The 24,453-nt window shown below is 48.5% G+C and carries 27 protein-coding genes; 14 read left to right on the top strand and 13 right to left on the bottom strand.

Features of this window, described 5'->3' with window-relative positions; all coding sequences use genetic code 11:
* Positions 1 to 122 precede the first annotated feature (122 nt).
* The 3 genes from CBE68_RS05695 to CBE68_RS05685 all read right to left on the bottom strand — a co-directional run bounded on the left by CBE68_RS05695 (position 123) and on the right by CBE68_RS05685 (position 5,259).
* Positions 123 to 2,813 carry a M14 family zinc carboxypeptidase gene (locus CBE68_RS05695; RefSeq protein WP_087505097.1) on the bottom strand — a complete coding sequence of 897 codons (2,691 nt, stop codon included), beginning with the start codon at positions 2,811 to 2,813 and terminating at the stop codon, positions 123 to 125.
* A 63-nt stretch (positions 2,814 to 2,876) separates the two neighbouring features.
* The gene (locus CBE68_RS05690) at positions 2,877 to 4,304 is read right to left on the bottom strand and encodes a helix-hairpin-helix domain-containing protein (protein ID WP_087505096.1); all 1,428 of its coding nucleotides are present in this window, start codon (positions 4,302 to 4,304) and stop codon (positions 2,877 to 2,879) included.
* A complete protein-coding gene (locus tag CBE68_RS05685) occupies positions 4,297 to 5,259 on the bottom strand; it encodes an ATP-grasp domain-containing protein (protein ID WP_087505095.1) in 963 nt (320 codons plus the stop codon). Before CBE68_RS05685 ends, CBE68_RS05690 begins: the two co-directional genes overlap by 8 nt.
* Positions 5,260 to 5,513: 254 nt before the next feature.
* Here CBE68_RS05685 and CBE68_RS05680 point away from each other — a divergent pair, with 254 nt between their 5' ends.
* The 5 genes from CBE68_RS05680 to rplS all read left to right on the top strand — a co-directional run bounded on the left by CBE68_RS05680 (position 5,514) and on the right by rplS (position 8,755).
* Entirely contained in the window at positions 5,514 to 6,668 is a 1,155-nt protein-coding gene (locus tag CBE68_RS05680) for a M20 family metallopeptidase (RefSeq protein ID WP_087505094.1), read from the top strand.
* Between the two features lie 172 nt (positions 6,669 to 6,840).
* Complete coding sequence (gene rpsP, locus CBE68_RS05675; RefSeq protein ID WP_087505093.1) at positions 6,841 to 7,092, top strand: 30S ribosomal protein S16; 252 nt, start codon at positions 6,841 to 6,843, stop codon at positions 7,090 to 7,092.
* A 9-nt stretch (positions 7,093 to 7,101) separates the two neighbouring features.
* Complete coding sequence (rimM, locus tag CBE68_RS05670) at positions 7,102 to 7,629, top strand: ribosome maturation factor RimM (RefSeq protein WP_371870479.1); 528 nt, start codon at positions 7,102 to 7,104, stop codon at positions 7,627 to 7,629.
* 14 nt (positions 7,630 to 7,643) lie between these two features.
* Positions 7,644 to 8,381: a tRNA (guanosine(37)-N1)-methyltransferase TrmD gene (gene trmD / locus CBE68_RS05665; protein ID WP_087505091.1), complete on the top strand. Its 738-nt coding sequence runs from the start codon at positions 7,644 to 7,646 to the stop codon at positions 8,379 to 8,381.
* A gap of 26 nt (positions 8,382 to 8,407) precedes the next feature.
* Positions 8,408 to 8,755: a 50S ribosomal protein L19 gene (rplS, locus tag CBE68_RS05660; protein WP_087505090.1), complete on the top strand. Its 348-nt coding sequence runs from the start codon at positions 8,408 to 8,410 to the stop codon at positions 8,753 to 8,755.
* 86 nt (positions 8,756 to 8,841) lie between these two features.
* Here rplS and CBE68_RS05655 read toward each other — a convergent pair whose 3' ends face one another.
* Positions 8,842 to 10,827 carry a bifunctional diguanylate cyclase/phosphodiesterase gene (locus CBE68_RS05655; protein WP_087505089.1) on the bottom strand — a complete coding sequence of 662 codons (1,986 nt, stop codon included), beginning with the start codon at positions 10,825 to 10,827 and terminating at the stop codon, positions 8,842 to 8,844.
* A gap of 146 nt (positions 10,828 to 10,973) precedes the next feature.
* On the opposite strand from CBE68_RS05655, the gene CBE68_RS05650 reads away from it, so the two are divergent.
* The 5 genes from CBE68_RS05650 (at position 10,974) to CBE68_RS05630 (ending at position 14,703) form a co-directional block, all read left to right on the top strand.
* Entirely contained in the window at positions 10,974 to 12,050 is a 1,077-nt protein-coding gene (locus tag CBE68_RS05650; RefSeq protein ID WP_087505088.1) for a 3-deoxy-7-phosphoheptulonate synthase, read from the top strand.
* Between the two features lie 26 nt (positions 12,051 to 12,076).
* Positions 12,077 to 13,219 (top strand): bifunctional chorismate mutase/prephenate dehydrogenase, encoded by a 1,143-nt coding sequence (tyrA, locus tag CBE68_RS05645; RefSeq protein WP_087505087.1) that lies wholly within the window; start codon positions 12,077 to 12,079, stop codon positions 13,217 to 13,219.
* A complete protein-coding gene (locus CBE68_RS05640) occupies positions 13,206 to 13,520 on the top strand; it encodes a SelT/SelW/SelH family protein (RefSeq protein ID WP_087505086.1) in 315 nt (104 codons plus the stop codon). The genes tyrA and CBE68_RS05640 overlap by 14 nt, the downstream gene beginning before the upstream one ends.
* Before the next feature lie 13 nt (positions 13,521 to 13,533).
* Positions 13,534 to 14,061, top strand: a complete 528-nt coding sequence (locus CBE68_RS05635) for a SixA phosphatase family protein (protein WP_158100502.1) — start codon at positions 13,534 to 13,536, stop codon at positions 14,059 to 14,061.
* 84 nt (positions 14,062 to 14,145) lie between these two features.
* Positions 14,146 to 14,703 carry a lipid-binding SYLF domain-containing protein gene (locus CBE68_RS05630; protein ID WP_087505084.1) on the top strand — a complete coding sequence of 186 codons (558 nt, stop codon included), beginning with the start codon at positions 14,146 to 14,148 and terminating at the stop codon, positions 14,701 to 14,703.
* Positions 14,704 to 14,729: 26 nt separating this feature from the next.
* Here CBE68_RS05630 and CBE68_RS05625 read toward each other — a convergent pair whose 3' ends face one another.
* Positions 14,730 to 15,383, bottom strand: a complete 654-nt coding sequence (locus CBE68_RS05625) for a cupin domain-containing protein (protein WP_087505083.1) — start codon at positions 15,381 to 15,383, stop codon at positions 14,730 to 14,732.
* A 225-nt stretch (positions 15,384 to 15,608) separates the two neighbouring features.
* Between CBE68_RS05625 and CBE68_RS05620 the strand changes: the two genes are divergently transcribed.
* Positions 15,609 to 16,088 (top strand): DUF2780 domain-containing protein, encoded by a 480-nt coding sequence (locus CBE68_RS05620; protein WP_087505082.1) that lies wholly within the window; start codon positions 15,609 to 15,611, stop codon positions 16,086 to 16,088.
* Between the two features lie 5 nt (positions 16,089 to 16,093).
* Here the strand turns inward: CBE68_RS05620 and ubiG are convergent, their stop codons facing one another.
* Entirely contained in the window at positions 16,094 to 16,861 is a 768-nt protein-coding gene (gene ubiG, locus CBE68_RS05615) for a bifunctional 2-polyprenyl-6-hydroxyphenol methylase/3-demethylubiquinol 3-O-methyltransferase UbiG (RefSeq protein ID WP_087505081.1), read from the bottom strand.
* A gap of 136 nt (positions 16,862 to 16,997) precedes the next feature.
* Between ubiG and blaOXA the strand changes: the two genes are divergently transcribed.
* The gene (gene blaOXA, locus CBE68_RS05610) at positions 16,998 to 17,777 is read left to right on the top strand and encodes a class D beta-lactamase (RefSeq protein WP_158100500.1); all 780 of its coding nucleotides are present in this window, start codon (positions 16,998 to 17,000) and stop codon (positions 17,775 to 17,777) included.
* Between the two features lie 28 nt (positions 17,778 to 17,805).
* Here the strand turns inward: blaOXA and CBE68_RS05605 are convergent, their stop codons facing one another.
* The 5 genes from CBE68_RS05605 to mutY all read right to left on the bottom strand — a co-directional run bounded on the left by CBE68_RS05605 (position 17,806) and on the right by mutY (position 20,837).
* Positions 17,806 to 18,225: a DUF4174 domain-containing protein gene (locus CBE68_RS05605; RefSeq protein WP_087505079.1), complete on the bottom strand. Its 420-nt coding sequence runs from the start codon at positions 18,223 to 18,225 to the stop codon at positions 17,806 to 17,808.
* 130 nt (positions 18,226 to 18,355) lie between these two features.
* Positions 18,356 to 18,808 (bottom strand): hypothetical protein, encoded by a 453-nt coding sequence (locus CBE68_RS05600; protein WP_087505078.1) that lies wholly within the window; start codon positions 18,806 to 18,808, stop codon positions 18,356 to 18,358.
* 34 nt (positions 18,809 to 18,842) lie between these two features.
* Complete coding sequence (locus CBE68_RS05595; protein ID WP_087505077.1) at positions 18,843 to 19,418, bottom strand: PhnA domain-containing protein; 576 nt, start codon at positions 19,416 to 19,418, stop codon at positions 18,843 to 18,845.
* A gap of 66 nt (positions 19,419 to 19,484) precedes the next feature.
* Positions 19,485 to 19,757, bottom strand: coding sequence for an oxidative damage protection protein (locus CBE68_RS05590; RefSeq protein ID WP_087505076.1), 273 nt, complete (start codon positions 19,755 to 19,757; stop codon positions 19,485 to 19,487).
* A 51-nt stretch (positions 19,758 to 19,808) separates the two neighbouring features.
* Complete coding sequence (mutY, locus tag CBE68_RS05585) at positions 19,809 to 20,837, bottom strand: A/G-specific adenine glycosylase (RefSeq protein WP_087505148.1); 1,029 nt, start codon at positions 20,835 to 20,837, stop codon at positions 19,809 to 19,811.
* Positions 20,838 to 21,019: 182 nt separating this feature from the next.
* Between mutY and trmB the strand changes: the two genes are divergently transcribed.
* The gene (trmB, locus tag CBE68_RS05580) at positions 21,020 to 21,742 is read left to right on the top strand and encodes a tRNA (guanosine(46)-N7)-methyltransferase TrmB (protein WP_087505075.1); all 723 of its coding nucleotides are present in this window, start codon (positions 21,020 to 21,022) and stop codon (positions 21,740 to 21,742) included.
* A gap of 39 nt (positions 21,743 to 21,781) precedes the next feature.
* Here trmB and CBE68_RS05575 read toward each other — a convergent pair whose 3' ends face one another.
* Positions 21,782 to 22,885, bottom strand: coding sequence for a patatin-like phospholipase family protein (locus CBE68_RS05575; RefSeq protein WP_143824496.1), 1,104 nt, complete (start codon positions 22,883 to 22,885; stop codon positions 21,782 to 21,784).
* Between the two features lie 47 nt (positions 22,886 to 22,932).
* Entirely contained in the window at positions 22,933 to 23,523 is a 591-nt protein-coding gene (locus CBE68_RS05570) for a carboxymuconolactone decarboxylase family protein (protein WP_087505073.1), read from the bottom strand.
* Positions 23,524 to 23,642: 119 nt separating this feature from the next.
* On the opposite strand from CBE68_RS05570, the gene CBE68_RS05565 reads away from it, so the two are divergent.
* On the top strand, positions 23,643 to 24,398 hold the full coding sequence (locus CBE68_RS05565; protein ID WP_087505147.1) for an outer membrane protein OmpK: 756 nt from the start codon (positions 23,643 to 23,645) through the stop codon (positions 24,396 to 24,398).
* The last annotated feature ends 55 nt before the right edge of the window (positions 24,399 to 24,453 follow it).

Raw genomic sequence — 24,453 nt, 5'->3', positions numbered from 1 at the left:
GCCAAGCAACTGTCGTTGGTCAATAAATAGTCGCTGATTGATGTAAGGTAGGGGGGCGATTGACTTACTTGAGAATACCCCCCAAGCCTTGCTCATTAACAAGGGGGGATGTCATAACGGCGCTACTCAGATTGCTGTTGATTGGCGGGTTCAGGTATCTCATCCTCCCGCTGTAAACGTTCTTCCTCTTCTTCCTGAGTTTCAATCACATCCTCATCAATGTGAATTACCTCATCGACGCTAAACATCATGCTCGCTGGTTGCGAGTAATTTGGAACATCGTCGTAGCTAAATACTGAATAGTATTTGGCAATATTGGCATTACCGAATGAGTCATAGGTGTAGTTATCTTTGCCACCATATAGTTTGACGCCGTCAAATGGTGAACGTGGCGGGTGGAAGCGATTGCGGACCACATAACAACCGACCAAATTGTCATCTGTCGGTGGGGTCCAGCTGAGCTTAACCTTGTTGCCTTCTATTTCGGCACGAAAATCGGTCGGTTGTGGCAGTGCTTGTTTGCGTCGTTCAATGAATTCAATCACTAATTTGGCTTGCTTGTCACTGCCTTGGGCATACCAGTCTATCAGCGCATTTTTTTCTTGTGATGGTGTTGTCGGGCGCAATACCAGAAATACATCCTTTCCATCAGCATGGCACTGCTCAAGCTGATTGCGGCAGTAACTGTCAAAGACAAAATGATGCTGGCTTTTCTCTTTTAATTGCGAATTGCTAACTTCATAGCCAATGAACTCGATCTGCTCCCGAGTGCGAACGCTCTGATAGTCGACATCTTCTAATTCAGCGAGCTCGATGGTAAAGCGAATGTCTTTATTGGTGGCCAGTTTGTTTTTCGCGCTTAGTTGCACATAAGCCGTGGTGATCACTGTTTTATCCGGCTCAGGTAAACCGGCCAGCGAGAAGGCTAAACCGCCGTAGACTTTGTCGCCTTGGTTATCGAAGCCGCTAGCGAGTTGCTCAGGCTTGACTCCTGCTCGGGCTATCGTGTTCATCGCAACGGGCAAGAAAGTCATGCTTTGTGGTTGCTTGGTGAAAATGAGTTGCAGACTGGGTCGATAGTGAATGCCACCACCAAAGCGACCATAACCGATATCAAATTGCATCATTTGTGAATCATGCCCTTGAGGCAGCTGGCTCGGGCCTTCGACGCGCAAAATTACCCGACCACCAACTATTTGTTGGGCCAGAATACGGCGCTCTACTTCGGTGAAATTCCAGCTGCTCCAAATGCCTTGGGTAAGCCGATCTGACTCGATGGCATTGCCCAAGGTTTGAAGCGGTACAGCATTGGCGATTTGCTCGTAGTTGGTGAGGTCAGTGATATCGGCCTCATCCAAGATTGATATTGACCACTCTCCGAAGCGCTCAATTTTGGCATTGACTCGATTCATCGGGTACAAGGCTAGCGACGCTTTGCGGAGCAATACATCGACAGGCAGGCTGCCAAACTGAAAAACCATGACGCCGTAGCAACAGCCCTTAGCGCGGCTAACGCCAACAAATAGCGAGTTGTGGCCAAAGTGCTCAGCATTTCGTTTCAGGGTTTTCTCGCCAACATAGCCAAGCTGCGCTTTTAGTGGGTAGGCCGTATGAGAAAACTCATCATGACCGAGCAGGGTTTTGAGTTGTAATTCTGGCGCCCAAGGAGACTTTACTTTACGCACCCTATCGACTGCCCGAATATTATAAAAATAGCGCTGGCCACTTTTTAATTGCACGTCGGTGTATTGCTGGGAGCGGGTAATGGCAACCAGGTTTTCATCGACGCAGGGACTTTTGCCGCGTTCAGAACGATGGATTTCGAAGTATAAATCTGGCTCGGTTTCGGCATCCCAACTGAGCGTGACTTCATTGGCGCCTATCGACTCGACGGTAAAGTTCGCGACTCGCTTAGGGGCGTGTTTGGAATAGTGAATTGCTGACTTTAGGGCGTAGAGCACTGCTGGAATATTCTCATCGACGCTCTGCGACATGTTCACCAAATAGTCGGGAATATTGCGGGTACCGACTTCAACTACGGTACCAATAATGCCTTTTGAGTAATAGTACTCTCGGCCGCTACCATGAATTAAATTAGTTGGCGGCTTGCCGCGATGGATGCCGTAACGTCGCCCTGTTACTCGTTCTATTTCTCGTGCCATGTTGGCACACAGCACATTCAGATCGGTACCTTCGATTTCGGCTTCATGGTTGAACTTATGGGCGGGGAAAAACACATTACCCTGCGAGTGATAATCCAAAGCGATAGTGATGTTGGGATGACGTTCAACAAAGCCTTTGATGGCTCTAGTTTCTGGCTCTGAAAACGGCGCTGGACCGCCATAGGTATTGGCACTGGTGTCATTACTGGCTTTAAAACGGACATCAAAATTGCGGTTGAGATCGACGCCAAATGTGCCATCACCATTGTCGCGCCGATTTTTGCGCCAAAATGAGAAGTGGTTGCGTGAATACTCAAAACCATCGGGGTTGAGACACGGCACCATATACAAGGTGTTGCGGCTTAAGGTATCAAGTAGCTGTGGATTGACCTTGTAGTTATCGATGACATACCTGACCAACGAGATTGCCAACTCGATTCCGATCCACTCTCTGGCGTGTATCGTGCCGGTGTATAGCAATGCCGGCTTCTCGTCAGCATAGGCAACATCTAACGACATGGTAACCATGATAATCGGCCGCCCTTCCCAAGTCTCACCAATGGTTTGCAAGCGCATTAGATGTGGATTTTCTCCCATCGCTTGCTTCAGGTAGTCAATAGTTTGTTGGTAAGAAATGTACTGTTGCTTCATAGGTGTTGTATCCGAATCTGTGCTCTTTCAACCATGTTTAGCGCGATCATTGGCCGTTGTTGATCAAGCCAAGCTAAGTTGAGTTTTCTGCCATTGCTCGATGATGCTATCGAGCTTCTTATGCTTAATGCTTTTTACTTGGGTCAGGCGCGTGGGATCTTCTTGCAACGCACGAATTAAACTGGCTCCTGAGAACACACCCAGTAACTGCTCGACGGTTTTCTCGCCAATGCCATTGACGCTCAGTAGAAAGTCACGAACTTGCTGATCGGATAAGGTTGCAAGCTCACTTTGATGTTCAACTGCGCCGCTGATTTCATTCGAGGCAGTAATGACGACGGCAACATCTTCACCAGCCTCAGCAATTAGGCTGTGGTTGGTTTTAACACCGGCCAACGGCTGGCGTCCAAAGCGGTCTTGAAAGTTCCAGTGTTCACTCGGCCATTCCTCAAATGACCGATATTGCACGCCTAGAATTGGATAACCCTGCGGGGTCAACTCATCGAACATTTCGCCGCAATCGGTTTGCGGGTAGATTTCGGCGCTGGAGCTGAATTGAATATGGCGCAGCGTACGCAGCACCTGAGAGGACATTTTGCCCAGCTCTTCCCAGTTATAGTCAGGAATATGCGGACGAGCGAGGCGGCCGTCGGACAGTTGCCAGCATAAGTACTGGCCTATCCAATCTCTGATGTAGGGAAAGGCGGCAAAGGCTGTAGCGCATTCAAGAATACGAAATTCGTTATCATGGCCCAAGGCGATGTCACATGCCCAGTACTCGGCGTTGGCTGCTCGTGAGGCTTCTACGGCAATATCTAGTGCCCGTTGCGGTACATTCTGATAGTCCATGCTGCCACCTTGAGAGGTGTTGGTGAGCCACTCTCCTTCAGGGGGGCGACGCCAGAATGCGCAAACCGGTTTATGGCCAACTAGCATGACACGAATATCTGCCTGCATTGGCACAAAATCTTGCACATAAATTGGCAAGTAGCGCTTGTTATCTAATAGTGCTTCGGCTTCTGAGTAACTGTCCACTTTATGAACGTAGTAGCCACCGTAATTGGAAGGACCATAACTACGTTTGATGATCTTGGGGTAAGTAGTTTGGCGCAGAAAAGTGTTGGCTTGCTCTCGGACGTAGAAAATCTCTGTCTTCGGTACTGGAAGTTGGTACTTGTGACAAAAGTGAGTGACGTTTTCTTTCGATTTATTGGCAAACTGAGCATCAAGTGACGGGACAAACCGGACGCCGGGAAGCTCACGAGCAATTTCGCGAAAGGTCTCATAAGCGGTGGCCGGGATATTGCCAATCAGAACATCAATTTTTTTCCGCTTCACTTCGTTGATAAAACGTTGCTTGTCGTTGCCCCAGCGATATGTGACATGTTCAATACGGTTCGGCCAGTGTTTAAAGTTAGAACGGTCGAAGAAGCGCAGGACGTGATTTAGGTACAGCAAGCCCAGTTTAGGTAAGGCAGTTTGCTCAGGCATAATGATACTCGTATTTGGCGGTAGCGCGTTGATGTTGGCGACGGTAGATTGGATCATGAACCAAGCGATCGATGAGCTCGACAATTAGCTCGATTTTGCGGTCATTGAAGTTGAGGCCGGCAGCTTCTTGTTCTGGTGTCGCAAATGCCGGTATGCCGTTTACTTCTAATACCACGTACTCTTCACGTTCGCGGTCATAGAGCAAATCAACGCCAGCGATCTCCAAGCCGGTCGCCGCCGCGGCTTTAAGTGCCAAGTTGACCACTTCATCATTAGGCTCTCGGCGAATCACTTGACCACCGCTGGTGATATTGGTTTTCCAATGGTCTTTGGGAGCTTTACGGCCATAGCAGCCAACATATTGACCATCAACGACATCAATTCGATAGTCGGTATTGTCGTTATTGATGTAACGTTCGACGTAAAAATGTGGCACATCGAGTTGCTGCAAAAATGGCTGCAACATATCCAATGACGCTTCATTTTCCAGCCGAACGATGCCTATACCACCCCAACCATCGGTCGGTTTGTATACCGCTCTGCCGCCCCAATCGCGCATGGCGTGGCGCAGGCTATCGAGATCATTGCGATGACATAGGCGATAGTCTGGGGTGTTGATGCCGTGTTGGCGCAGTAGATGAGTGGTTTTAAATTTGTCTTCAGTAAGCGCGAATGCGCTGAAGTTATTGATCACTGGAATCAGTCGATCGAGCATTTCGTAAAGGTAAACCTGATACTGAGTTTGTTGTCCTGCGTTATAGGAAAAATACAATGACAACTCTTCCATTTTTAAGCCGTGACACACAATTGAGCCGCCAGAAGCACTTGCTGCGCGAAGATTCAAATCTTCAACGACCTCAATGTCTCGCTCCAAAAGTTGCTTAGTAAATTTGTCCTGAATGGCTAACCCACCGCCATTTTCGTAAAGCCAAAATCCAACCTGATGCTTTGCCATCGTGATGATTCCTACAATGAGTAGCTACGGCGAATCGGTGGCAGCACGCTGTAGCGATGAAAAATGGTTACTTTAGTTTTTGTCGTCGGCGACTTTTTAAACGATTAATGCTTCAGAAATTGGTCTGTTTTATGACGGATTTATGAGGTGTTAGTAAGTGTTTACTGTTATCAAAGCGTCACATTTCGCAAGCAAGATTGCTGGAGTGTTGGCCAAATAGGCCATAGGTACACCATCTTGCGAAAGGCGAATTGATGAATTTCAAAGAGTTAGCTTCAATAATCGAACTCAATTCCCACACTAGAAACAAATCTGGGGTGGATGAAAATGGTCGTATTTTCTCGGCATGGATGGCCGATCTAGGTTTTAAGGTAGAAGTGATTGCCCGGCAATCGATAGGAAATCATATTAAATTTTTAAGTCAGGACGTCGACTCGACAGCAAAGAACAATCGATTGTTGCTACTGGGCCATCTTGATACCGTGTTTCCAGTCAATAGCTTTACCGATTTTCGCCAAGACGACGAGTGGATATATGGGCCGGGCGTCTGCGACATGAAAGGTGGCAATTATGTGGCTTTGTGCGCATTGCGACGTTTGCACGCCGAGTTCGGCGCAATTCGCCATATTGATATGCTGTTGGTCAGCGATGAGGAAACCGGTAGTGATGATAGTAAATATCTGACCGCGGAGGTGGCAAAAGGTTATGGTGCCTGTTTAGTTTTTGAGGCTGCCGGAATCAATCATGAAGTGGTGGTTGGTCGCAAAGGGGTTGGCACCTTTAAAATTTACCTTGCGGGCAAAGGCGCCCATGCAGGTAATCACTATGCCGATGGCTGTAACGCCAATCTTGCCGCTGCCCACATGACAGTAGCGCTGCATCAACTGACCGACCTGGAGCAAGGGACCACGGTCAATGTTGGTAAAATCAATGGCGGTATCGGAGCAAATACGGTGTCGCCTAAAGCTGAGCTGTTGGTCGAAGTTCGCTATACCCAAGCCGCTGAACGCGACCGAGTGCTGACTGAGTTGAATCATTTAGTTGCCCATCCTCAAGTTGAGGGCGTTAAAGTGCGGTTGTCTGGGGGAATTCAACGCGATGTCATGCAACCAACAGCGGCGCAAGCGCAGTTATTGACGCGTATCGAGTCGATACTGGGCTATTCGTTGCCAACTGAGCAGCGCGGAGGGGTTAGTGATGCCAATATTGTTGCTTCGGTTGGGGTGCCTACGCTCGATGGCTTTGGTCCTTTTGGTGATGGTGACCATACGCCTCATGAACGGGCCAGCAAAGCAAGTTTTGAGCGCCGCATCGATGAGGTGACTAAGATCTTGCGCCATTTTGCCTTCGCAGGGCCGTTCGCTTCCATTTCTGCATCACCGCAGCTGCAGCCTCAAACAGAAGGTTAGCCCTGATAGAATCAATCGCTTAGCCGACCTACAGCGATCGTTATTTTTCCGGGCTTTTGCTTGCATTCTAACCAGTTTCTAGTAAGATCCGTCCGCTTTCCCGCAGGGGGCGCAAGTTTCTTGTGGGGAACACTGGAACCGCAAACCCCTATTTATAGAGATAGAGGACGGTATGGTAACCATTCGTTTACAACGTGGCGGAGCTAAAAAAACTCCGTTTTATCAAATCGTAGTTGCAGACTCTCGTCGTGCACGTGACGGTCGTTTCATCGAAAAATTGGGTTTCTTCAACCCTGTTGCTCGTGGTAACGCTGAGCGCTTGCGTCTGGATCTGGACCGCGTTGATCACTGGGTAGGTTTAGGTGCGCAAACATCTGACCGCGTAGCTCAGTTGGTTAAAGAGCTGAAAAAAGCTCAAGCATAAGGTTCTGGAGTGGGAATGTCCGCTGAAAAGATTGTTGTAGGGAAAATTGGTACGCCCTACGGCATCAAGGGTTGGGTTAAAGTCCACTCTGCGACCGATGCGACTGAAGGCATTTTCGATTACGCCCCTTGGTATATCCAAAAGGGTAGTAACTGGCAGGAAGTGACCATTGAAGCTTGGCGCTGGCACAATAAAGGGCTAGTGGCAAAGTTTGATGGCATTGACGACCGTACACAAGCAGAGCGCCTGACGAACGCTACCATCGCGGTAGATGAGTCTGCTTTGCCAGAACTCGAAGACGAGTTTTACTGGCGTGACCTAATCGGTTGCGAAGTAGTGACGGACAAAGGTTACAACTTGGGTAAAGTCGAAGGTTTGTTGGAAACCGGCTCAGCCGATGTGCTGCGGGTGAAAGCAAATCCAAACGATGGCTTTGGTCAAACAGAACGATTAATCCCGTATATCGACGGTCAGTTCGTTCTCGACATTAATATTGCCGAGAAAAAGATTACCGTGGATTGGGACCCTGGCTTTTAGTCAGGCAAGTAAGCATGTGGTTTGGTGTCATTAGTTTGTTTCCGGAAATGTTCCGGAGCATCACTGAATATGGCGTGACTGGCCGAGCAGTCCGCAATGGTCTCATTGAGTTTCATTGCTGGAATCCTCGCGATTTCACTCACGACAAACATCAAACGGTGGACGACAGGCCTTATGGCGGTGGTCCTGGCATGTTAATGATGGTGCAACCTCTTCGTGATGCCATTCATGCTGCGAAAGCAGCGGCAGGCGAGGGAGCCAAGGTGGTGTATTTGTCACCGCAAGGGCGTAAGTTGGATCAGCAAGGCGTTTCTGAGCTCGCTCAAAACGACAAACTGATTCTGGTTGCCGGTCGCTATGAAGGCATTGATGAACGCGTCATTGAGGCGGAAATTGATGAAGAATGGTCGATTGGTGATTACGTCTTAAGTGGTGGTGAACTGCCAGCCATGACCCTGATTGATTCAGTCGCTCGGTTTGTTCCGGGAGTGTTGGGCAAACAGGCATCGGCTGAACAGGATTCATTTACCGAAGGCTTATTGGATTGCCCGCATTATACGCGGCCTGAAGTATTAGACGGGAAAAACGTGCCCTCAGTGTTACTGAGTGGCAATCATGAACATATTCGTCGGTGGCGACTTCAGCAGTCTTTAATCCGGACTTTTGAAAGACGACCCGACTTAATTGAAGGTCTAGCTCTGACTGACGAGCAAGCCAAGTTGCTTGCCGCTTATCTCGACGAGAAAGCTTAGTTTCAGTTACCTAGGGTGGAAATATTATGAGCAATATCATCAAGCAGCTCGAAGAAGAGCAAATGAAAACTGATGTGCCTGCCTTTGGTCCAGGTGACACAGTTGTCGTACAAGTTAAAGTAAAAGAAGGCAACCGCGAGCGTCTGCAGGCGTTCGAAGGTGTGGTTATCTCTAAGCGTAACCGTGGTCTTCACTCTGCATTTATCGTTCGCAAGATCTCTAATGGCGAAGGTGTTGAGCGTACTTTCCAGACTCACAGCCCACTGATTGACAGCATCGAAGTGAAACGCCGCGGTGCAGTTCGTCGTGCTAAGCTGTACTACCTGCGTGAGCGTTCAGGTAAGTCTGCACGTATTAAAGAAAAGCTTAACTAAACCCATTTTTAATTCGGTTTCCGGTTCCAGTACCAAGCATAAAAAAGCCCGCATTCGCGGGCTTTTTTATTTTCTGTGGTGGCACTCTAATCAGGCTCTTGCCCTACTAACTGCGGCTTCTGATTGAGCAACAAACCGTGTAAATCGCCGCTGTTCATCGGTTTCCCCATTAAATAGCCCTGAGCCAAATGGCAGCCATTGTCAGTTAGCCACTGAGCTTGCTGTTCGAGCTCTACACCCTCGGCAATGATTTGCAACTCGAGCTGGCGGCCCAACTCAATAATGATCCGAGCGAGTACCTGATCCATCTCTGACTGATGAACATCATTAATAAAGCTGCGATCGATTTTTAACTTGTCAATCGGAAAACGGTGCAAGTAACTCAGTGATGAATAGCCCTGGCCAAAATCATCGATGGCTAGGCTAACGCCAATGCGCTTGAGTTCGTGCAATGCTGCCAAACAACCTTGAGCGTCTTTCATCAGCACCCCCTCGGTAATCTCCAACTCAATAAAGCTGGCAGGCAGTTCAGCCTCTGTTAGCAAGCGTTCTAACTCAGAGATAAAGTCAGGGTGTTCAAACTGCCGAGGAGAGATATTGATTGCTATTTGAGTTGGGAAACCATGGTGGTACCAAAAAGCAGCCTGGTGTACCGCTGTTTTGAGGACCCAACGACCAACATCAATAATCAATCCGCTTTGTTCGGCAATTGGAATAAACTCTGCAGGTGATACTTGGCCGATATCAGGTTGATGCCAACGCAGTAACGCCTCTGCACCAACCATCTTGCCAGTTTGGAGTTCAAATTGAGGCTGATAGTGAATTGATAACTGATTGTCACGAATGGCTTGACCGAGCGCTTGTTGGATAGCCCAACGGCGCTTACGTTTGTCTCGCAGCTCATTGGAGAAGAATTGCAACGAGTCCTGCCCTTTGTAGCCAGCTTCAGCCAATGCCGAGTAAAGTTGATCAAGTGCCTGCTCAGGCGTTGTGGCAGGGCTTACCATCGTCGCTCCGCGATTCCAGCGCGGATGATACTCGCCAATATTGGTGTGAATAGGGTTGTGTAATGCTTCTCTGATTCGACGGATCTGTTCATCGACTTCATCAGGGTTGTGTACCGGCCCAGATAGCAAGTAGATCCCTTTACCACTGCGGTAAACCTTGATGAAGTTGAGATTCAGCTGGTCGAGCACATTGACCAAGTGTTGAGAGAATGCTCGATGGATTTGCTCAATAATGTCGTAGCCTTGGCCTGCTACATAGACCTCAAGATTATTCAGCTCTAAGGCAACAAGTATGGTGTTTTTCGTTCGTCGTTGGTGCAGGTCGAGCAACATTTTTGATTGATTAGGTAACCCAGTAACTCGGTCATGAAAAGCTTTGTGGCGGTAGTAATTACTTGCTTTTAGATAGCGATAAAGCAATGCGAACGCTAGCAGTAACAGCACTAACATGGCGCTATCGAGCATTAAAGAGCGAGACTTTGCCCCTTGAAGTAGAGCTAGTGTTTGCTGCTCTTGAGCCTCAACGGCCTTTATTATTTTGGCTTGTTGATTGGCTGCAATGTTGTGCAATTGGCCAACGAGGAACGAGATTTTTTGTAGCTTTGTGGTGGAGTCTTGATCGCCTAACACCACTTCGGTTTGTAGCTGATATTCCAACAGTAAGGTTTGCTGCCAAAGTTGCAGCAGTTCTGACTCATTGAGCTGCTCAAATAAGGTGTTAGCAGTGTCTCTACTGTGCTCAAGGCGCTTTAAGTTACTTGCCGAGGTATTGGAAAACCAAGTTTGCAGCATTAGCTGATACCGAGTCAGAGCAGCTTTGGTTTCATTGTAACGTTCAATTGCCGGTAATCGCTCTTGCAGCATTTGGTCTGAAGTAATTGCCAGCTCTCGTTGCAGCCGATAGCCGTCAAATACCAGCAATATCATCGGAGTACATAGCAAGATCGCAAATAACCAGCCATATCGCTTGGGGTTCTCTGTAAAGCTAACAAACGCTCTATAGGCCCGCGCCTTAAGGGTGATTCTGATTCGTCGAATTCGCGCCACTGAAGCAATTTTCAACATGCTACGGCATTCGGTTTGGGTGTAATAAATAGTTTACGCATGTATTTTTTTCTGTACATCTTGATTTTTTTTCAATCTGGAATAGACTTGCATCCCAATGTTTTTGGCTATTTTGGCAAATAATGCGGTTTGCCAGCAAGGTGTAAATTTTGAAAGACACAATTAACGATATTCATATTCAGTCTGAACACGTGATGATCACGCCAAGTCAGCTGAAGGCTCAGTACCCAGTATCAGAAACAGTGTTAGATGCCGTCAAAGCATCGCGTGCCACGATTGCTGATATCATTCACCATCGCGATCCTCGCTTGTTAGTTATCTGTGGGCCTTGCTCCATTCACGATGAAGCTGCGGCATTGGAATATGCCAAGCGCCTTCGTGATTTACAGGTAGCATATCAAGACTCGCTTTACATAGTGATGCGTGTTTACTTTGAGAAGCCTCGCACAACAGTTGGCTGGAAAGGCTATATCAATGATCCTCATATGGATGGTTCATTTGATGTTGAGCTTGGTTTGAAACGAGCTCGTAAGCTGTTAATTCAGATTGCCGAACTTGGCTTGCCAATGGCGACCGAAGCGTTGGATCCGATTAGCCCACAGTATCTGTCCGAACTGTTTGCTTGGTCGGCGATTGGAGCTCGTACAACGGAGTCGCAAACTCATCGCGAGATGGCCAGTGGTTTGTCGATGCCGGTTGGATTTAAAAATGGCACGGATGGTAGTTTGACTACCGCGATTAATGCTTTGCAATCGGCGTCTAGCGGCCACAGCTTCTTGGGTATCAACACCATGGGCCAAGTTGCAGTGATTAATACCGAAGGTAACCCAGATGGCCACGTCATTTTGCGTGGTGGTTCAAAAGGTCCAAACTACGATGCCCAAGCCGTTGCGGAGTGTGAAGCTGCGTTGGAAAAAGTTGGTTTGACGCCAAGCTTGATGATTGACTGCAGCCATGGCAATTCCAACAAGGATTACTCGCGTCAACCGTTGGTTTCTGATGATGTATTCGGGCAAATCACGGCTGGCAACCGATCGATCATTGGTATTATGCTTGAAAGCCATATCAATGAAGGCAATCAATCCAGTGAGCAACCATTTGCCGATATGGCATATGGTGTTTCTATCACTGACGCTTGCATTAATTGGAAAACGACCGCTAGCGTGCTTGAAAAAGCAAATCAGGTAATGGCAGCCGCAATTCCAGGTCGACAACTTGCCTAAACAGCTCGATTACAAGGATAGGTGGAATGAATAGACCATCGGTTAACCTCGATGAACTCCGAGATCAAATAGATGCAACGGACCAAGCGTTGCTTTCAATTCTAAAACAGCGTTTAGAACTGGTGCATGCGGTTGGGGAGTACAAGAGACAATATGGGTTGCCGGTCTATGTTCCTGAGCGCGAAGCAGCGATGCTAGCCAAGCGGCGAGAGGAAGCTGAAGGCCTTGGGGTGCCACCGGATCTTATTGAAGATATCTTGCGTCGGGCGATGAGAGAGTCTTACTCATGTGAGAATGACGCCGGCTTTAAACAAGTCAATCCACAAGCAGGCGATATCGTTGTGGTTGGCGGTAACGGTAAGCTAGGTAAGTTATTCGTTAAGATGTTCCGCCTATCTGGCTATTCGGTCAAGGTGTTGGGGCGTGAGGATTGGCATCAAGCAGAGCAACTGGTGGCAAATGCCTCTGTGGTGGTTGTCTCGGTTCCAATTGATAAAACAGAGGAAACCATCGCCCGCTTGCCGAAGCTGCCGGCAGATTGTGTTTTGACCGATTTGACCTCTGTTAAACAGGCCCCAATGAAAGCCATGTTAGCGGCTCATGATGGACCTGTGGTTGGCTTGCACCCGATGTTCGGGCCTGACATTAAAAGCTTTGCTAAGCAGGTCATCATCTATTGTGACGGTCGGGGTGCAGAGCACTATCAGTGGCTGTTGCAGCAGATGAAGCTGTGGGGCCCACGGCTGCATGAATCTGATGGCAAAGAGCATGATGAAACCATGTCCATGGTCCAAGCGTTGCGTCATTTTACGAGCTTTGCTTATGGCATGCATTTGCAAAACGAAGATGCCGATCTTAGTCGTTTGTTGGCATTCAGCTCACCTATTTATCGTCTCGAGTTAGCGATGGTGGGTCGTTTGTTTGCCCAGGATGGTGAACTTTACGCATCGATCATCACTGCTGCGCCTGAGAACATCAAAATGTTCAAACGCTACCTGCGCAACTTCTCTTCGGCGTTAACGCTGTTAGAGCAGGGCGAGCGTGAAGCCTTTGTGGAGAAATTTAACGAGGTTGCCGATTGGTTCGGAGACTTTGCCACTCAATTTCAACGTGAAAGCCGTGATCTTCTGTTAGCTGCTCACGATCGTGTTAGCCATGACCAAGAGTGAAGAGCTGGCGAGCGATGAACAATGGCGAGTGAAGATTCGCTATTGTACAAAATGCCGCTGGATGATGCGTGCGGGTTGGACGGCGCAAGAGTTGCTGACGACCTTCGAGTCAGAGTTACAAGAAGTCGCCTTGGGGCCGGGACGCCAAGGCCAGTTTGATGTTTGGGTTAACGAACAACTGATTTGGTCACGCAAGCGCGAAGGTGGATTTCCCGAGTTAAAGGTACTGAAGCAACGATTGCGCGATGTTATTGCCCCACAGCGTGATCTGGGGCACTCTGACAAGCCCTCTCAAAGTTAGTTACTGCAAATTCATGTTTACTGCACGCTCAACAAGCTGGCTGCTGGTGGCCCTTTGTCTTATCGCTTCGCCCTTGGCCATAGGCTCTGAGTCATTTGCTATTTATTTAACCCGCCATGCCGAGAAAGCTGGGTCGCAGGATGATCCGGATTTAACTCACTGCGGTGAGCAACGAGCTCGATACCTGGCTCAGTGGCTGCAGCAGCAACAGCCACAAGTGGTCACCATATATTCAACGGCCTACCGCCGTACGCAAGCAACTGCTACTCCTAGCGCTGAGTTACTGCAATTGGTGGTACAAGGTTACGATCCTCGTCAGCTGGCATCCTTCGCAGAACAACTGCGCGCAAGTGGCGAGTCGGCGTTGATTGTTGGTCACAGCAATACCACACCACAATTGGCCCAATTGCTCAGCGGCACCTCAACTTCGGCAATCGAACATGATGAGTTTGATCGCTTGTACAAAGTCGAGTTTGCCGGCGAGCAAATCGAAATGCAGCAATTGAAATTAGACTTTGATTGCAAAACAACTGACCGCTAACAGGCGGTTAGCAACGCAGCTAGCGCAACGGCCAACTGGCTCTATACTCTTGGTGATATTCATTCATTTAATCAAGGAATAACCATGCGTCGATTGGTAGCCAGCATCATTGCTCCTGTGGTCATTGTTGTGGCCAGTTTTTCAGCCGCTGCTGACCCAGCAGAAGAACGGGCGGAAATTGATAAGGAAAGCAAAAGCATTCTGCAAAAAGTCTACAAAGAGGAACCCGCGGCAAAAACCTTGGTCAATTCCAGTGCCGGTTATGCCACCTTTTCCAACGTTCAAGTCAACTTGATTTTTGTCGCAGCAGGCGGCGGCTCAGGAGTTGTCATTGACCGCAGTAGTGGTAAGCGAACCTACATGTCGATGGGCGAGGGTGGAATTGGCTTGGGGCTAGGAGCGAAGGATTTTCGTGCCTTATTTGTCTTTCACACTGAAAAGGCAATGGAACAATTTGTTGATGATGGCTGGGGGTTCGGCGCCGAGGCCGACGCAGCGGCAAAATCAGGCGACAAAGGCGCCGAAGCTAGTGGCGGCACTACGTACGGCGACATTACTGTCTATCAATTAACTGAGGCCGGTTTAGCGTTACAAGCCACAGTTAAGGGCACTAAGTATTGGAAGAACGACGACCTGAACTAGTTGGTCGCTGAGCTGGCCACTAACCACTAATCCAGTGGTAAGTGGCCTGTCTTGACCCAAATAATGGTTTCTTGCTCAACATAGGGGTGGTGTTCACTTTGATGTGGGCTCCGTATCCAAGTTCCCGTTGGGTAGCAACCAAACTCATCACGAAACTCTCCCGAAAGCACTAGTATCTCTTCGCCGCCGAAATGACGATGGGGCTGGAATACTTCGCCCGCAGGCCATTTCACCAATGCCACGTGCTCATGTTCAAACTCATGTAACGGCATCACCTCGAGTCCTCCAATACCGGACAGCCATGGTGTTGCATCGGTAGAAATCCTGACGCTAGCGACATCTCTCGAGTCCATTTGTTGCAGTTTGACGAAAATGACACAGCCTTGATCGCTAAATGGCGAATGTGCTGACCCTGGCGGGTTGCGGATATAGGTGCCAGGTCCATAGTGGCCAGTTTCATCTGAAAAAACGCCGTCAAGAACAAAGATCTCTTCGCCCAAGGGGTGGTGGTGACGGGCAAATTTGCTGCCAGCTTGGTATTGGACAATGCTAGTTGCGTGTCCTGATTCGGCATTTTCTCGCGCCAACGGCTTGCGCAACACACCTTGCGCAGGGCTGCTTTGCCATTGTTGGCCACTACTATTGATGACCACTCGCTGGCTAAAATCCATATTGAACATCAGAGTCTCCAATTACCCAGGTATATAACTAGAACGGGTTTTGTTCGGTTTTGTTTCCTTTTGTACGTGCGTTTCTAGTTCGCGTTCAACTTCACCCTGACAGCGTAACTCGACAAACTAATATGCTCGATATGGTGGTTGAATTTTATCGCTGTACTAGGATCAGTAGCAGAGGCGCATAGGCGTCAATAATCACTGAACAATCAACTCAACATAGGTAAAAGTATGCTTCATCATCAAGCTGTTCGCGCATTCACGTATCTATTCGCGCTAATTGTGCTGACTCTTTCTATGCTGCCAGCAAAGGCGCAGGAACCATCTTTGATCGACTCTGTAACCAGTCAACTGGGTATTTCCTCCGATCAGGCAAACGCAGCGTTGGGTACTTTGTTTAATATGGCTCAAAGCAGTATGTCATCTGGCGATTTTGGTCAGCTATCAGATATCGTTCCAGGTATATCGAGCATGATGGGCGCGGCTCCAGAGGTTGAATCCTCTGCTGCAGGCAGCTTGCTAGGGGGTTTAGGGGGCGATCTGGGCGCTGCGGCAGGTAATCTTGATATTCTAAATCAGTCGCTGTCAGCGATAGGGTTAGATCCGGAAGTAGCTGGGCCGTTGGTCAACACCCTGTACGATTATGTTCAAAGCGAGGGCGGCCAAGCGTTACTGGCGTCACTGAAAAGCTCGTTAGGGTTGCCGTTTTAGTCTTATTACGGACGCCGAGAGGCAAACAGCATGTAATTGACTGATATATCCTTGCTGGTACGCCAAGTCTTGGTCAGTGGGTTGTACTTAACGCCGATGGCTCTTTGCGATTTAATCCCTTGCTGTCGGAGCCAGTCGGTAATTTGACCGGGTGAGATGAACCAGCGCCAATCATGGGTTCCGATTGGTAGCATACGCATGATGTACTCGGCGCCCAGTATTGCAATGATAAAGGACTTGATGGTGCGATTAATCGTTGCCATTACTAACAGTCCGTCGTCATCAAGGAGGGCTGCGCAGGTCTGCGTCAGCAGCTGTTGATTATCAACGTGTTCAATGACCTCGGTATTGAGCACAACATCAAACCGTTCGACTTCTTCAGTGGCCAGCTGCTCAGCTAAACAATGTTGGTATCGAATTGACAGTGACTGGCTAGTGGCATTTCGGCGCGCAACTTCGATGTTAACTGCGCTGCCATCAATACCGGTAACGTCCGCACCAAGTCGAGCAAGCCCCTCACAAACAAGGCCGGCACCGCACCCGATATCAAGTATGCGAAGTCCTGAGAGAGGTACTGGCAGCTCTAAATCGAGCGCGAAATGCTGAGCTAATTGCGCCACAATGGCATTAACCCGGCAACGGTTAAACTCGCTGATGTGTTTAAAACGGCCGTCGTCCTTGCGCCACTCCTCCGCTAGTTGGTCGAACTTAGCGATCTCTGTTGCTGTTTTCGCAGATGTCTGGAGTGGTTTCAGTTGGCTTTTATCAAGCATTATGGCGTTACCGGGCTCTGTTGATTAAGCATTGCCTCCGATCATACGAGAATTGACGCGGCAAGTTGCAATCATGTAGCAAATTGACATTGAATCGATTGTCATCGTCAACTAACTCTCGATAAAGGAGATGCGAGTGTTGTACAAACTATTTTTCTCATTGCTCATCATATTCGCTAGCCAAATGTCGGCACAGGCTTCTGATACGGCACTCGCCAAACTATTTGTTGATGCTGAGGCAACAGGAACCTTGGTTATCGCTAGCCTCGATGGTGAGCGTCGCTTTGTTCACAATGAGCAACGTGCTGAGCAGCGCTTCTGGCCCGCTTCGACATTTAAAATAGCCAACACATTGATCGCGCTTGATGCCGGCGTTGTTGCTCACGCAACTGATGTCATCGAGTGGGACGGCACAGACAAGGGCATGAAGAGTTGGAATCAAGATCAGACTCTAGCGACAGCCTTTTCCCGTTCTTGTGTCTGGTGTTACCAAGAGTTTGCCAGCAAAATCGGACTCAATCGCTATCAGAGCTACTTACAAGCAATGGCCTATGGTAATGAAAAAGCTGGCCCAGACTTAATTCGCTTTTGGCTGCAAGGAGAGCTGGCGATATCGGCTAATGAGCAAATTGATTTCATATCTCGCTTACAGCAACAAAAGTTGCCTTTTGAAACTCAGCATTTTGCGGTATTGAAGGCCATTATGCTGGTCGAACGTGCAGAGGCATACAGCCTATATGGCAAAACAGGTTGGGCTCAACGACCAGATGGTGATCATGGTTGGTATGTTGGTTATGTTGAGACGGCAAACGATGTTTGGGTTTTTGCGCTGAACATCGATATGGTCTCGAAAGCTGACATCAAAAAGCGCACCTCGTTAGTTAAACAAGCCCTGAGTGCCAAGGGCATCATTTAATGCCCTTGAGCGTTGCAAGTGATGGCAGCTAAATTCGTTGAAGGGTCATTTCGGCTTGCCGCATTGGCATTTGATCAATCTTATCGAATAGTAAATCCAGTTGGAGCTGCTCAGAAGCGTGTTTGATATCACCGTCTTTGCCGATCAATATAGCTTGTGGCCGAGCAAGTTCGGTACTAGTGAGTGCCTGTTGGAGAGGGGCAGCAATGTTGATTGAGGCATTGCTTTCAATCGAATCAGGGCTGCTGACAAACCAGACGATGTGACGGTCTCGCACTTCATCGTTAGCTTGTTGAAGTTGCTCAACGCTGGCTCGTTGACAATCTTCGGTATCACATTGAACGAGAATGATTCGGTGGTGCCACAGCAGTTGTGACAGCTCAGATAGCGTTGCTGCGTTTGCAACACTAGTAGCAACTAGCAGCAATGTTGGCAGTAGAAGCTTCATTTCGGGCCCCGCAGATAATAATGGCAGTGTTTACCTTCATTTCTTAGGGGCCGGCATGACGAAAAGATCAGTTAGTATTTGTTGCAAACTGGAGCAATGCGGCCGCATGTTGGGCATCATCATCGAACAATTATGGAGTGGCTGTCGGGCTCAGCACGGCTTCTATTTTTTCTTGATCGATAAAACTCTGCAAATCTGCCATGGCTGACGCAACTGCAGGGCTGGTAAACAACTCTTGGCCTGCTACCTGACCGAGTACTTGAAACCCCCCTTGAATTGCTATGGGCCCTTCAAATTTGACGGCATTAGAAGTTTGTTCTCGGCAACTTTCAGTCATCAGTTTAACGAACAAATCGGCAGTGCTTCGGTTGCCGTCATTAATTTGCGCTGAGGACACTGAAGCGATGTCTTTAACCGCCGGGTGGTGAGAGGCTGCAATAAACATCCACCGAACCAGTGCTGCGCGGTCTTGTGGAGATGTTGATGACACCAAGCACTTAGCCAACTCGTCGGTGTAAACACCTGCTTGGGTTGGAGCCCCAAAGGTCAACAATATGGCGAGGGCAGCTAGTTGCTTTTTCATAGAAGTACTTCCTTGTTGTTGGTCATAAAGCTTGTTATTGCTTTTTGACGAATTTAGCCAGAATAACGATCCGAACACCATTGACTCGACCTTCAATGTGTTCAGGGTTTGATGTTAATGAGATACCTCGAACCGCAGTACCTCGTTTGGCTGTGAAACTGGTGCCCTTAACGTCTAGGTCTTTGGTCAGTACCACGTTGTCGCCAGCTTCCAGTTTAGTACCATTGCAGTCCCGTTGGATCACCAAATCTTCTTCATCAACCAAGCCAGACTCTGCCCACTGCAAAGTTTCTTCATCCAGATACAACATATCCAACAAATCTCTTGCCCAACCTTCGCCTTGTTTGCTCAGGCGGGTCAGTAATCGCCACGACATTACCTGCACTGCCGGTTCTTGATTCCACATGGCATCGTTTAAACCGCGCCAATGATTGGGGTTCAAAGGTTCGTCACTATCAATTTCAGCGACCAGCTCAGTTGCAATTAGCACCGCTCGATCTGCCGATTCTGTCTCGCTCGGAGGAACAAAGTAGACGGATAGCTCAGTAGATGCGGCGGATAACTCGCAGACGTCACCGCTGCGTTGGCGAAGAATTTGTTCAATAGACATGTATTGTTCTCAAAACGACCGGTTAGACCGGTCGGTTGCGGGAAGGAAATTACTTATAAATAGCAGTTAGTTAGCTGGAGGCTGATAGCCTTCAATGTGGACGTCCTTGCCTTCGAAGAGAAAACCAACCATGGCTTCTTCTAGTTGTTGGCGATGAGCTGGGTCCATCATGTTGAGCTTGTGCTCGTTGATCATCATGGTTTGCTTTTGTTGCCATTCGGCCCAAGCTTGCTTGCTAATGTTGTCAAAAATACGCTTGCCGGTGTCACCCGGATAAAGCTGAAAATCTAAACCTTCTGCGTCTTGCTTAAGGTACTGACAGAAAACGGTACGAGCCATGGGTCTTTCCTGCTATCAAAAAAACGGCCCTTAGTTTAACGCAATTTTCGCTCAGTCGGACACGTCGTTAAGGTGTTTTTCAATAAAGGTTTTAATGGGCTTTGGTAAGCCGATACTGCTTAGTCCTTGGTTATCAAACCATTGACCATCACTTTTGGCGGGCTGGTAATGGATTACTTCTGCGGCCAGTTTGTAGTGACTAAAAGTATGGCGGAAGCGTCCTACAGCTTTGCTTTCAGCAATTTCATTGTCCGCTAAATCAATTTCAGGCAAACACCAAAGGCCTCCCCAGACCCCTTCAGATGGCCTTTTGACGAGATATATTTGCTGATTGTTCAAAGCCCAGCCAAAGGTAGCAGGTTTAATCGGAATGACTTTCTTCGGCTTTGGTGTTGGTAGTTGATGGACCTTATCTAACTTTAGAGCCATGCACGTTTGTTGGAGTGGGCAAACGGTGCAATTGGGATTTTTTGGGGTACACAAAGTGGCTCCCATATCCAACAAAGCCTGAGCAAAATTTCGATTGCTTAAAGCTGATTCTGAAGATGGCGTGTATTGTTCAGCTAATTGCCAAAGTTGATTAACGACTTTACTACTATTGATTTGTCCTTCAATGGCAAAGAATCGGCAAAACAACCGTTTCACATTGCCATCCACAATTGGACCATAATCGTCATAGGCGAACGACATAATGGCCCCTGCGGTATAGCGACCGACCCCAGGGATTGCTTCCAGCGCTTTCAAATCACAGGGAAATTCGCCGTTGCAGCTATCAACGATGTATTTCGCTGCTTTATGGAGATTACGAGCTCGAGAGTAGTACCCGAGCCCTTGCCAATGAGCCATCACTGTATCTTCATCAGCTGCGGCAAGCGACTCGACAGTCGCAAAGCTTGTCATCCAGCGCTCAAAGTACGGGATAACCGTTGCCACTTGCGTTTGTTGCAGCATGATTTCTGATACCAACACCGAGTACGGCGTTGGTTGCTGTTGCCAAGGTAAGTCATGGCGACCTTGAGCATTCGCCCAATCGAGTAACTGATTCTGGAAGTCGGTAACAGATATAGGTGAATGCGTCATGATGAATAATCTGGCAATAGCAATACTGGCGCAGCAGTGTAGCGAGCTGGCGAGCACTGAGGCAAGCTGGTTGTGCTGCGCTAACTCAATCAATTGACTTGTGGGCTATTCTTGCTAATCGACAAGTGCGCGGCGATAATGCGCCGCAAATTAAATTACAGTGAGTCAAATGGGTACCTCGCATGAGTCAAAGCAAAGACGTCAACGATGCTGAATTTACAGAAGATGGCAAATACCTGCGCCGCATTCGCAGCTTTGTTCGTCGTGAAGGGCGCTTAAGTAATCGCCAGCAGCGCGCTTTGGATGAGCTATGGCCAAGTTTTGGTATTACCTACTCCGGCGAAACCTTAGATTTAGCTTCACAGTTTGGCCGAGGTGGTGACACTGTGGTTGAGATCGGTTTTGGCATGGGGGCTTCGTTAGTCGCTATGGCACAAGCCGCTCCGGCAACTAATTTTCTCGGTATTGAAGTTCACCGGCCAGGCGTTGGTGCCTGTTTAGCTGATGTTGCTGATTTGGGACTGACGAACATCAGAACGATGGAGCATGATGCGGTCGAAGTATTGCAAAATTCGTTGGCTGAGAACTCGGTCGACCGTCTGCAACTATTCTTTCCCGATCCTTGGCACAAGAAGAGGCACCACAAGCGCCGTATTGTCCAGCCCGAATTCGTTGCTTTAGTTCATCGAGTCTTGAAGCCCAGCGGCGTGTTTCATATGGCGACTGACTGGCAAAATTATGCCGAGCACATGCTTGAGGTAATGACTGCAGCTCCTGGCTTTAGCAACCAGCATCCGCACACTAGTTATGCACCAAGACCTGACTACCGGCCGCTGACCAAATTTGAAAAGCGCGGCCAACGCCTTGGTCATGGCGTTTGGGATCTGCTGTTCGAGGCTGAGTAAACAGCAAATCTAAATCGGGGGTGCCAGATCCAAGCCAAGCTAGCGTGGCGGCGTCTCCATCAACTGAACGTATTCCATCCAGTCTTGCTTTACATGACGTTCGGCAAAGAATTCAGCCAGTCGCTGCCCTTCGGCAATTACTGTTTGCCAGTAGGGTATGCGTTGATCCGGGCTAAGGTTCTTAAAGTCATTTCGATCCGAAATCTTGCCGTGGGGCAGAGACGCTATCAGCTGACTTGACGGCGCAATCATTAATACTCGGCGGTAGTTTTCAGCTGCAGCGCTGCGCCACTTAAGTGCTTTGTCAAACCAACCCGGGGTTATCGCCGGATAGAAGTGTGGATATAGCACCAGTCCCTTAGTTTTCAACGGCAAGTCGAAGTGATAGTCAACGATGCCACCATCATAGTAGTAACCCTTGCCGGGCCCTGTTAGATATTGTTGTGGATGGATCACTAACGGAATTGCGCCGGTGGCTAGTAAGCCTGCTCGAAGGTTTTCAGTGGTCAACTTGTAGTTGCGGGTTGGCAAGTCATTGAGCTGTAAAAATGGACTCGGTGCGGCAGCAGACAGATCACTATTGTGAAGCACAATACGTTCAAAACAGCTGCCCAGAAAATCACGACTTAAAGCATTTAAGCTGGCGGCAACTGCCAACGCCGCGGTTTGCCGGTATTTGTTGTTGCTGGCTGCCAAGTGGCGACCGCGACAAACCACTAAATGAAGGCGAAAGCTTGGATGGTTGATTATTTGCTCGACTCCGTGGTCGCCGAGTAGTTCATCGACCAAGGCGATCGCTTTGTCGGTGATTTCATCGGCATCAGCCTGAGCTGAGTAGACGGTTTGCGAATAATGTTGGACGAAGCGTTTGGTCGCAGCGGCTGGCTGTTTCTGGCAATAACAGGCAAAACGCCAACCTCCTGCTGAAGTACCAAGTAAATCGAGAGGTTGTTGCCGATTGGCAAAGTAATCGCCAGCCAAATACTGATCCAGCGCCGCCAATAGAAACCATTTTGGTCCGCCGCTGGCCCCCAGCATGGCATTAATGTGCTGGGGTTGCAGGCCATTTTGTCGAATATGGTTATAGGCATCTCGACCTGCTAGTAATACAGCTGGCGAGTTTGATTGATTATATTGAGACAACGACTGACTTCCTTTGTGACGTTATGCGCATTGTTGAGAAGGCTGAATTACTGATGTTTTCCCGGGTGCCAGTTTTGCTCTGACAATATGGTATTGGCCATTTCTATTGCCGGTTCTTCAATGCTAGTTGCCATTGCATCATTCCATCGATTGAGGAATCCGTAGAGTGAAATAGCTGCCGTCATTTCAACAATTTGCTCTTCACTCCAATGATCTCGCAAATCGGCCATTATTGGCTCGTCAACCTGTGCGGGGGCGCTGCCTGCGGCAACAGCAAAGTTTAGTGCGGCGCGCTCCGCATCGCTGAACAAGTTTGACTCTCGATAGTGCCATAGTTGCTCTAACCGTTGTCGCTCCTCGCCTGCCAACTCTGCCGCCAATAGCGAATGAGCCTGGCAGTATCGACAACCGGCCGAGCTACTGGCCATATGGGCCAATAGCCGTTTAAAACCGCCATCAACGCTAGTTGATTGATCCATCACCGCAGCAGTCAAAACACCGAAGGCATTTAAAATAACGGGGTTGCGCTGCATGGTCAGTAAGCTGTTTGGAACAAAGCCAAGAATTTTCTCAAACTGCTCAAATCTTGATTTCAATTCCGGGTTCAAATCAATTGCAAGTGGGGACAGAAGTGCCATAATGCGCGCCTTTCTGGCTCAGGCCAGTATTGCTAATGAAACAAGCTACACACTTTAGCCCATCGACCGGTGATAAAAAAACTAAACCGGCGGGCGAGACAGCAGATTTAGGAGAAACAATGAAGCGTTTTATGTTGGCAGCCGCAGCTTTGGTCGCCCCTATCGCGCAGGCCGCAGGCCTGGTCCAATGGCAAGACAACAGCCTGTCATACCTTTACGGTAAAGACTTCGAAGTCAATCCACCGATTCAGCAAACCATTACCTATGAACACGTCAGTGGTTGGAGTGTTGGTGATTTATTCATCTTTACCGACTACACCATGTTCAACGGTGAGAACGATTTCCTTAATGGCGAAAGTACTTACTACGGCGAGTTCAGCCCACGTTTCAGCTTTGGCAAAATCCTCGATAAAGATCTGTCTTTCGGTGTTGTCAAAGATGTGCTTGTTGCCACTACCTATGAATTTGGTGAGGGCGATGTAGAGAGCTACTTAATTGGTGCTGGTGCCGATTTAGCTTTGCCAGGTTTCGACTTTTTCCAGCTAAACGTGTATCAGCGTCTGCCTGATGGCCGCGACGGTGACACCGTGCAAATCACTCCAGTTTGGAAAATGACTTTCCCTGTTGGTGAATCTGCAATTGTTTTCGACGGCTTCATTGATTGGGTTGTTAACAGCGATGGTGACTACGAGAAAAACATCCATATCAACCCTCAGATCAAATACGACACTGGTGTTCACTTTGGCCTCAAAGAGCGTTCACTACTGATGGGTATTGAGTACTCGTACTGGAAAAACAAATACGGTATTAAAGACAGCAGCGCATTCAAAACTGACCAAAGCGTTGTTAACTTGATGGTGAAATACCACTTCTAATTGGCTAACAATCAGTCGAAGTAGAAAAGGGGCTCATGAGCCCCTTTTTTGTTGT

The sequence above is a fragment of the Neiella marina genome (genome assembly GCF_002165625.1).
Classification (GTDB): Bacteria; Pseudomonadota; Gammaproteobacteria; order Enterobacterales; family Neiellaceae; genus Neiella; species Neiella marina.
This window is presented reverse-complemented; position numbering and strand designations above follow the sequence as displayed.

What these genes read in the sequence shown, in the direction of transcription:
- CBE68_RS05680 (WP_087505094.1), top strand. Translation starts at nt 5,514, where the DNA reads ATGAATTTCAAAGAGTTAGCTTCAATAATCGAACTCAATTCCCACACT.
- CBE68_RS05635 (WP_158100502.1), top strand. Translation starts at nt 13,534, where the DNA reads ATGTTTACTGCACGCTCAACAAGCTGGCTGCTGGTGGCCCTTTGTCTT.
- CBE68_RS05640 (WP_087505086.1), top strand. Translation starts at nt 13,206, where the DNA reads ATGACCAAGAGTGAAGAGCTGGCGAGCGATGAACAATGGCGAGTGAAG.
- CBE68_RS05655 (WP_087505089.1), bottom strand. Translation starts at nt 10,827, where the DNA reads ATGTTGAAAATTGCTTCAGTGGCGCGAATTCGACGAATCAGAATCACC.
- trmD (WP_087505091.1), top strand. Translation starts at nt 7,644, where the DNA reads ATGTGGTTTGGTGTCATTAGTTTGTTTCCGGAAATGTTCCGGAGCATC.
- CBE68_RS05685 (WP_087505095.1), bottom strand. Translation starts at nt 5,259, where the DNA reads ATGGCAAAGCATCAGGTTGGATTTTGGCTTTACGAAAATGGCGGTGGG.
- CBE68_RS05620 (WP_087505082.1), top strand. Translation starts at nt 15,609, where the DNA reads ATGCTTCATCATCAAGCTGTTCGCGCATTCACGTATCTATTCGCGCTA.
- CBE68_RS05565 (WP_087505147.1), top strand. Translation starts at nt 23,643, where the DNA reads ATGAAGCGTTTTATGTTGGCAGCCGCAGCTTTGGTCGCCCCTATCGCG.
- mutY (WP_087505148.1), bottom strand. Translation starts at nt 20,837, where the DNA reads ATGACGCATTCACCTATATCTGTTACCGACTTCCAGAATCAGTTACTC.
- CBE68_RS05625 (WP_087505083.1), bottom strand. Translation starts at nt 15,383, where the DNA reads ATGTTCAATATGGATTTTAGCCAGCGAGTGGTCATCAATAGTAGTGGC.
- CBE68_RS05690 (WP_087505096.1), bottom strand. Translation starts at nt 4,304, where the DNA reads ATGCCTGAGCAAACTGCCTTACCTAAACTGGGCTTGCTGTACCTAAAT.
- CBE68_RS05630 (WP_087505084.1), top strand. Translation starts at nt 14,146, where the DNA reads ATGCGTCGATTGGTAGCCAGCATCATTGCTCCTGTGGTCATTGTTGTG.
- ubiG (WP_087505081.1), bottom strand. Translation starts at nt 16,861, where the DNA reads ATGCTTGATAAAAGCCAACTGAAACCACTCCAGACATCTGCGAAAACA.
- CBE68_RS05590 (WP_087505076.1), bottom strand. Translation starts at nt 19,757, where the DNA reads ATGGCTCGTACCGTTTTCTGTCAGTACCTTAAGCAAGACGCAGAAGGT.
- trmB (WP_087505075.1), top strand. Translation starts at nt 21,020, where the DNA reads ATGAGTCAAAGCAAAGACGTCAACGATGCTGAATTTACAGAAGATGGC.
- rpsP (WP_087505093.1), top strand. Translation starts at nt 6,841, where the DNA reads ATGGTAACCATTCGTTTACAACGTGGCGGAGCTAAAAAAACTCCGTTT.
- CBE68_RS05595 (WP_087505077.1), bottom strand. Translation starts at nt 19,418, where the DNA reads ATGTCTATTGAACAAATTCTTCGCCAACGCAGCGGTGACGTCTGCGAG.
- CBE68_RS05570 (WP_087505073.1), bottom strand. Translation starts at nt 23,523, where the DNA reads ATGGCACTTCTGTCCCCACTTGCAATTGATTTGAACCCGGAATTGAAA.
- CBE68_RS05695 (WP_087505097.1), bottom strand. Translation starts at nt 2,813, where the DNA reads ATGAAGCAACAGTACATTTCTTACCAACAAACTATTGACTACCTGAAG.
- rplS (WP_087505090.1), top strand. Translation starts at nt 8,408, where the DNA reads ATGAGCAATATCATCAAGCAGCTCGAAGAAGAGCAAATGAAAACTGAT.
- CBE68_RS05600 (WP_087505078.1), bottom strand. Translation starts at nt 18,808, where the DNA reads ATGAAAAAGCAACTAGCTGCCCTCGCCATATTGTTGACCTTTGGGGCT.
- tyrA (WP_087505087.1), top strand. Translation starts at nt 12,077, where the DNA reads ATGAATAGACCATCGGTTAACCTCGATGAACTCCGAGATCAAATAGAT.
- CBE68_RS05605 (WP_087505079.1), bottom strand. Translation starts at nt 18,225, where the DNA reads ATGAAGCTTCTACTGCCAACATTGCTGCTAGTTGCTACTAGTGTTGCA.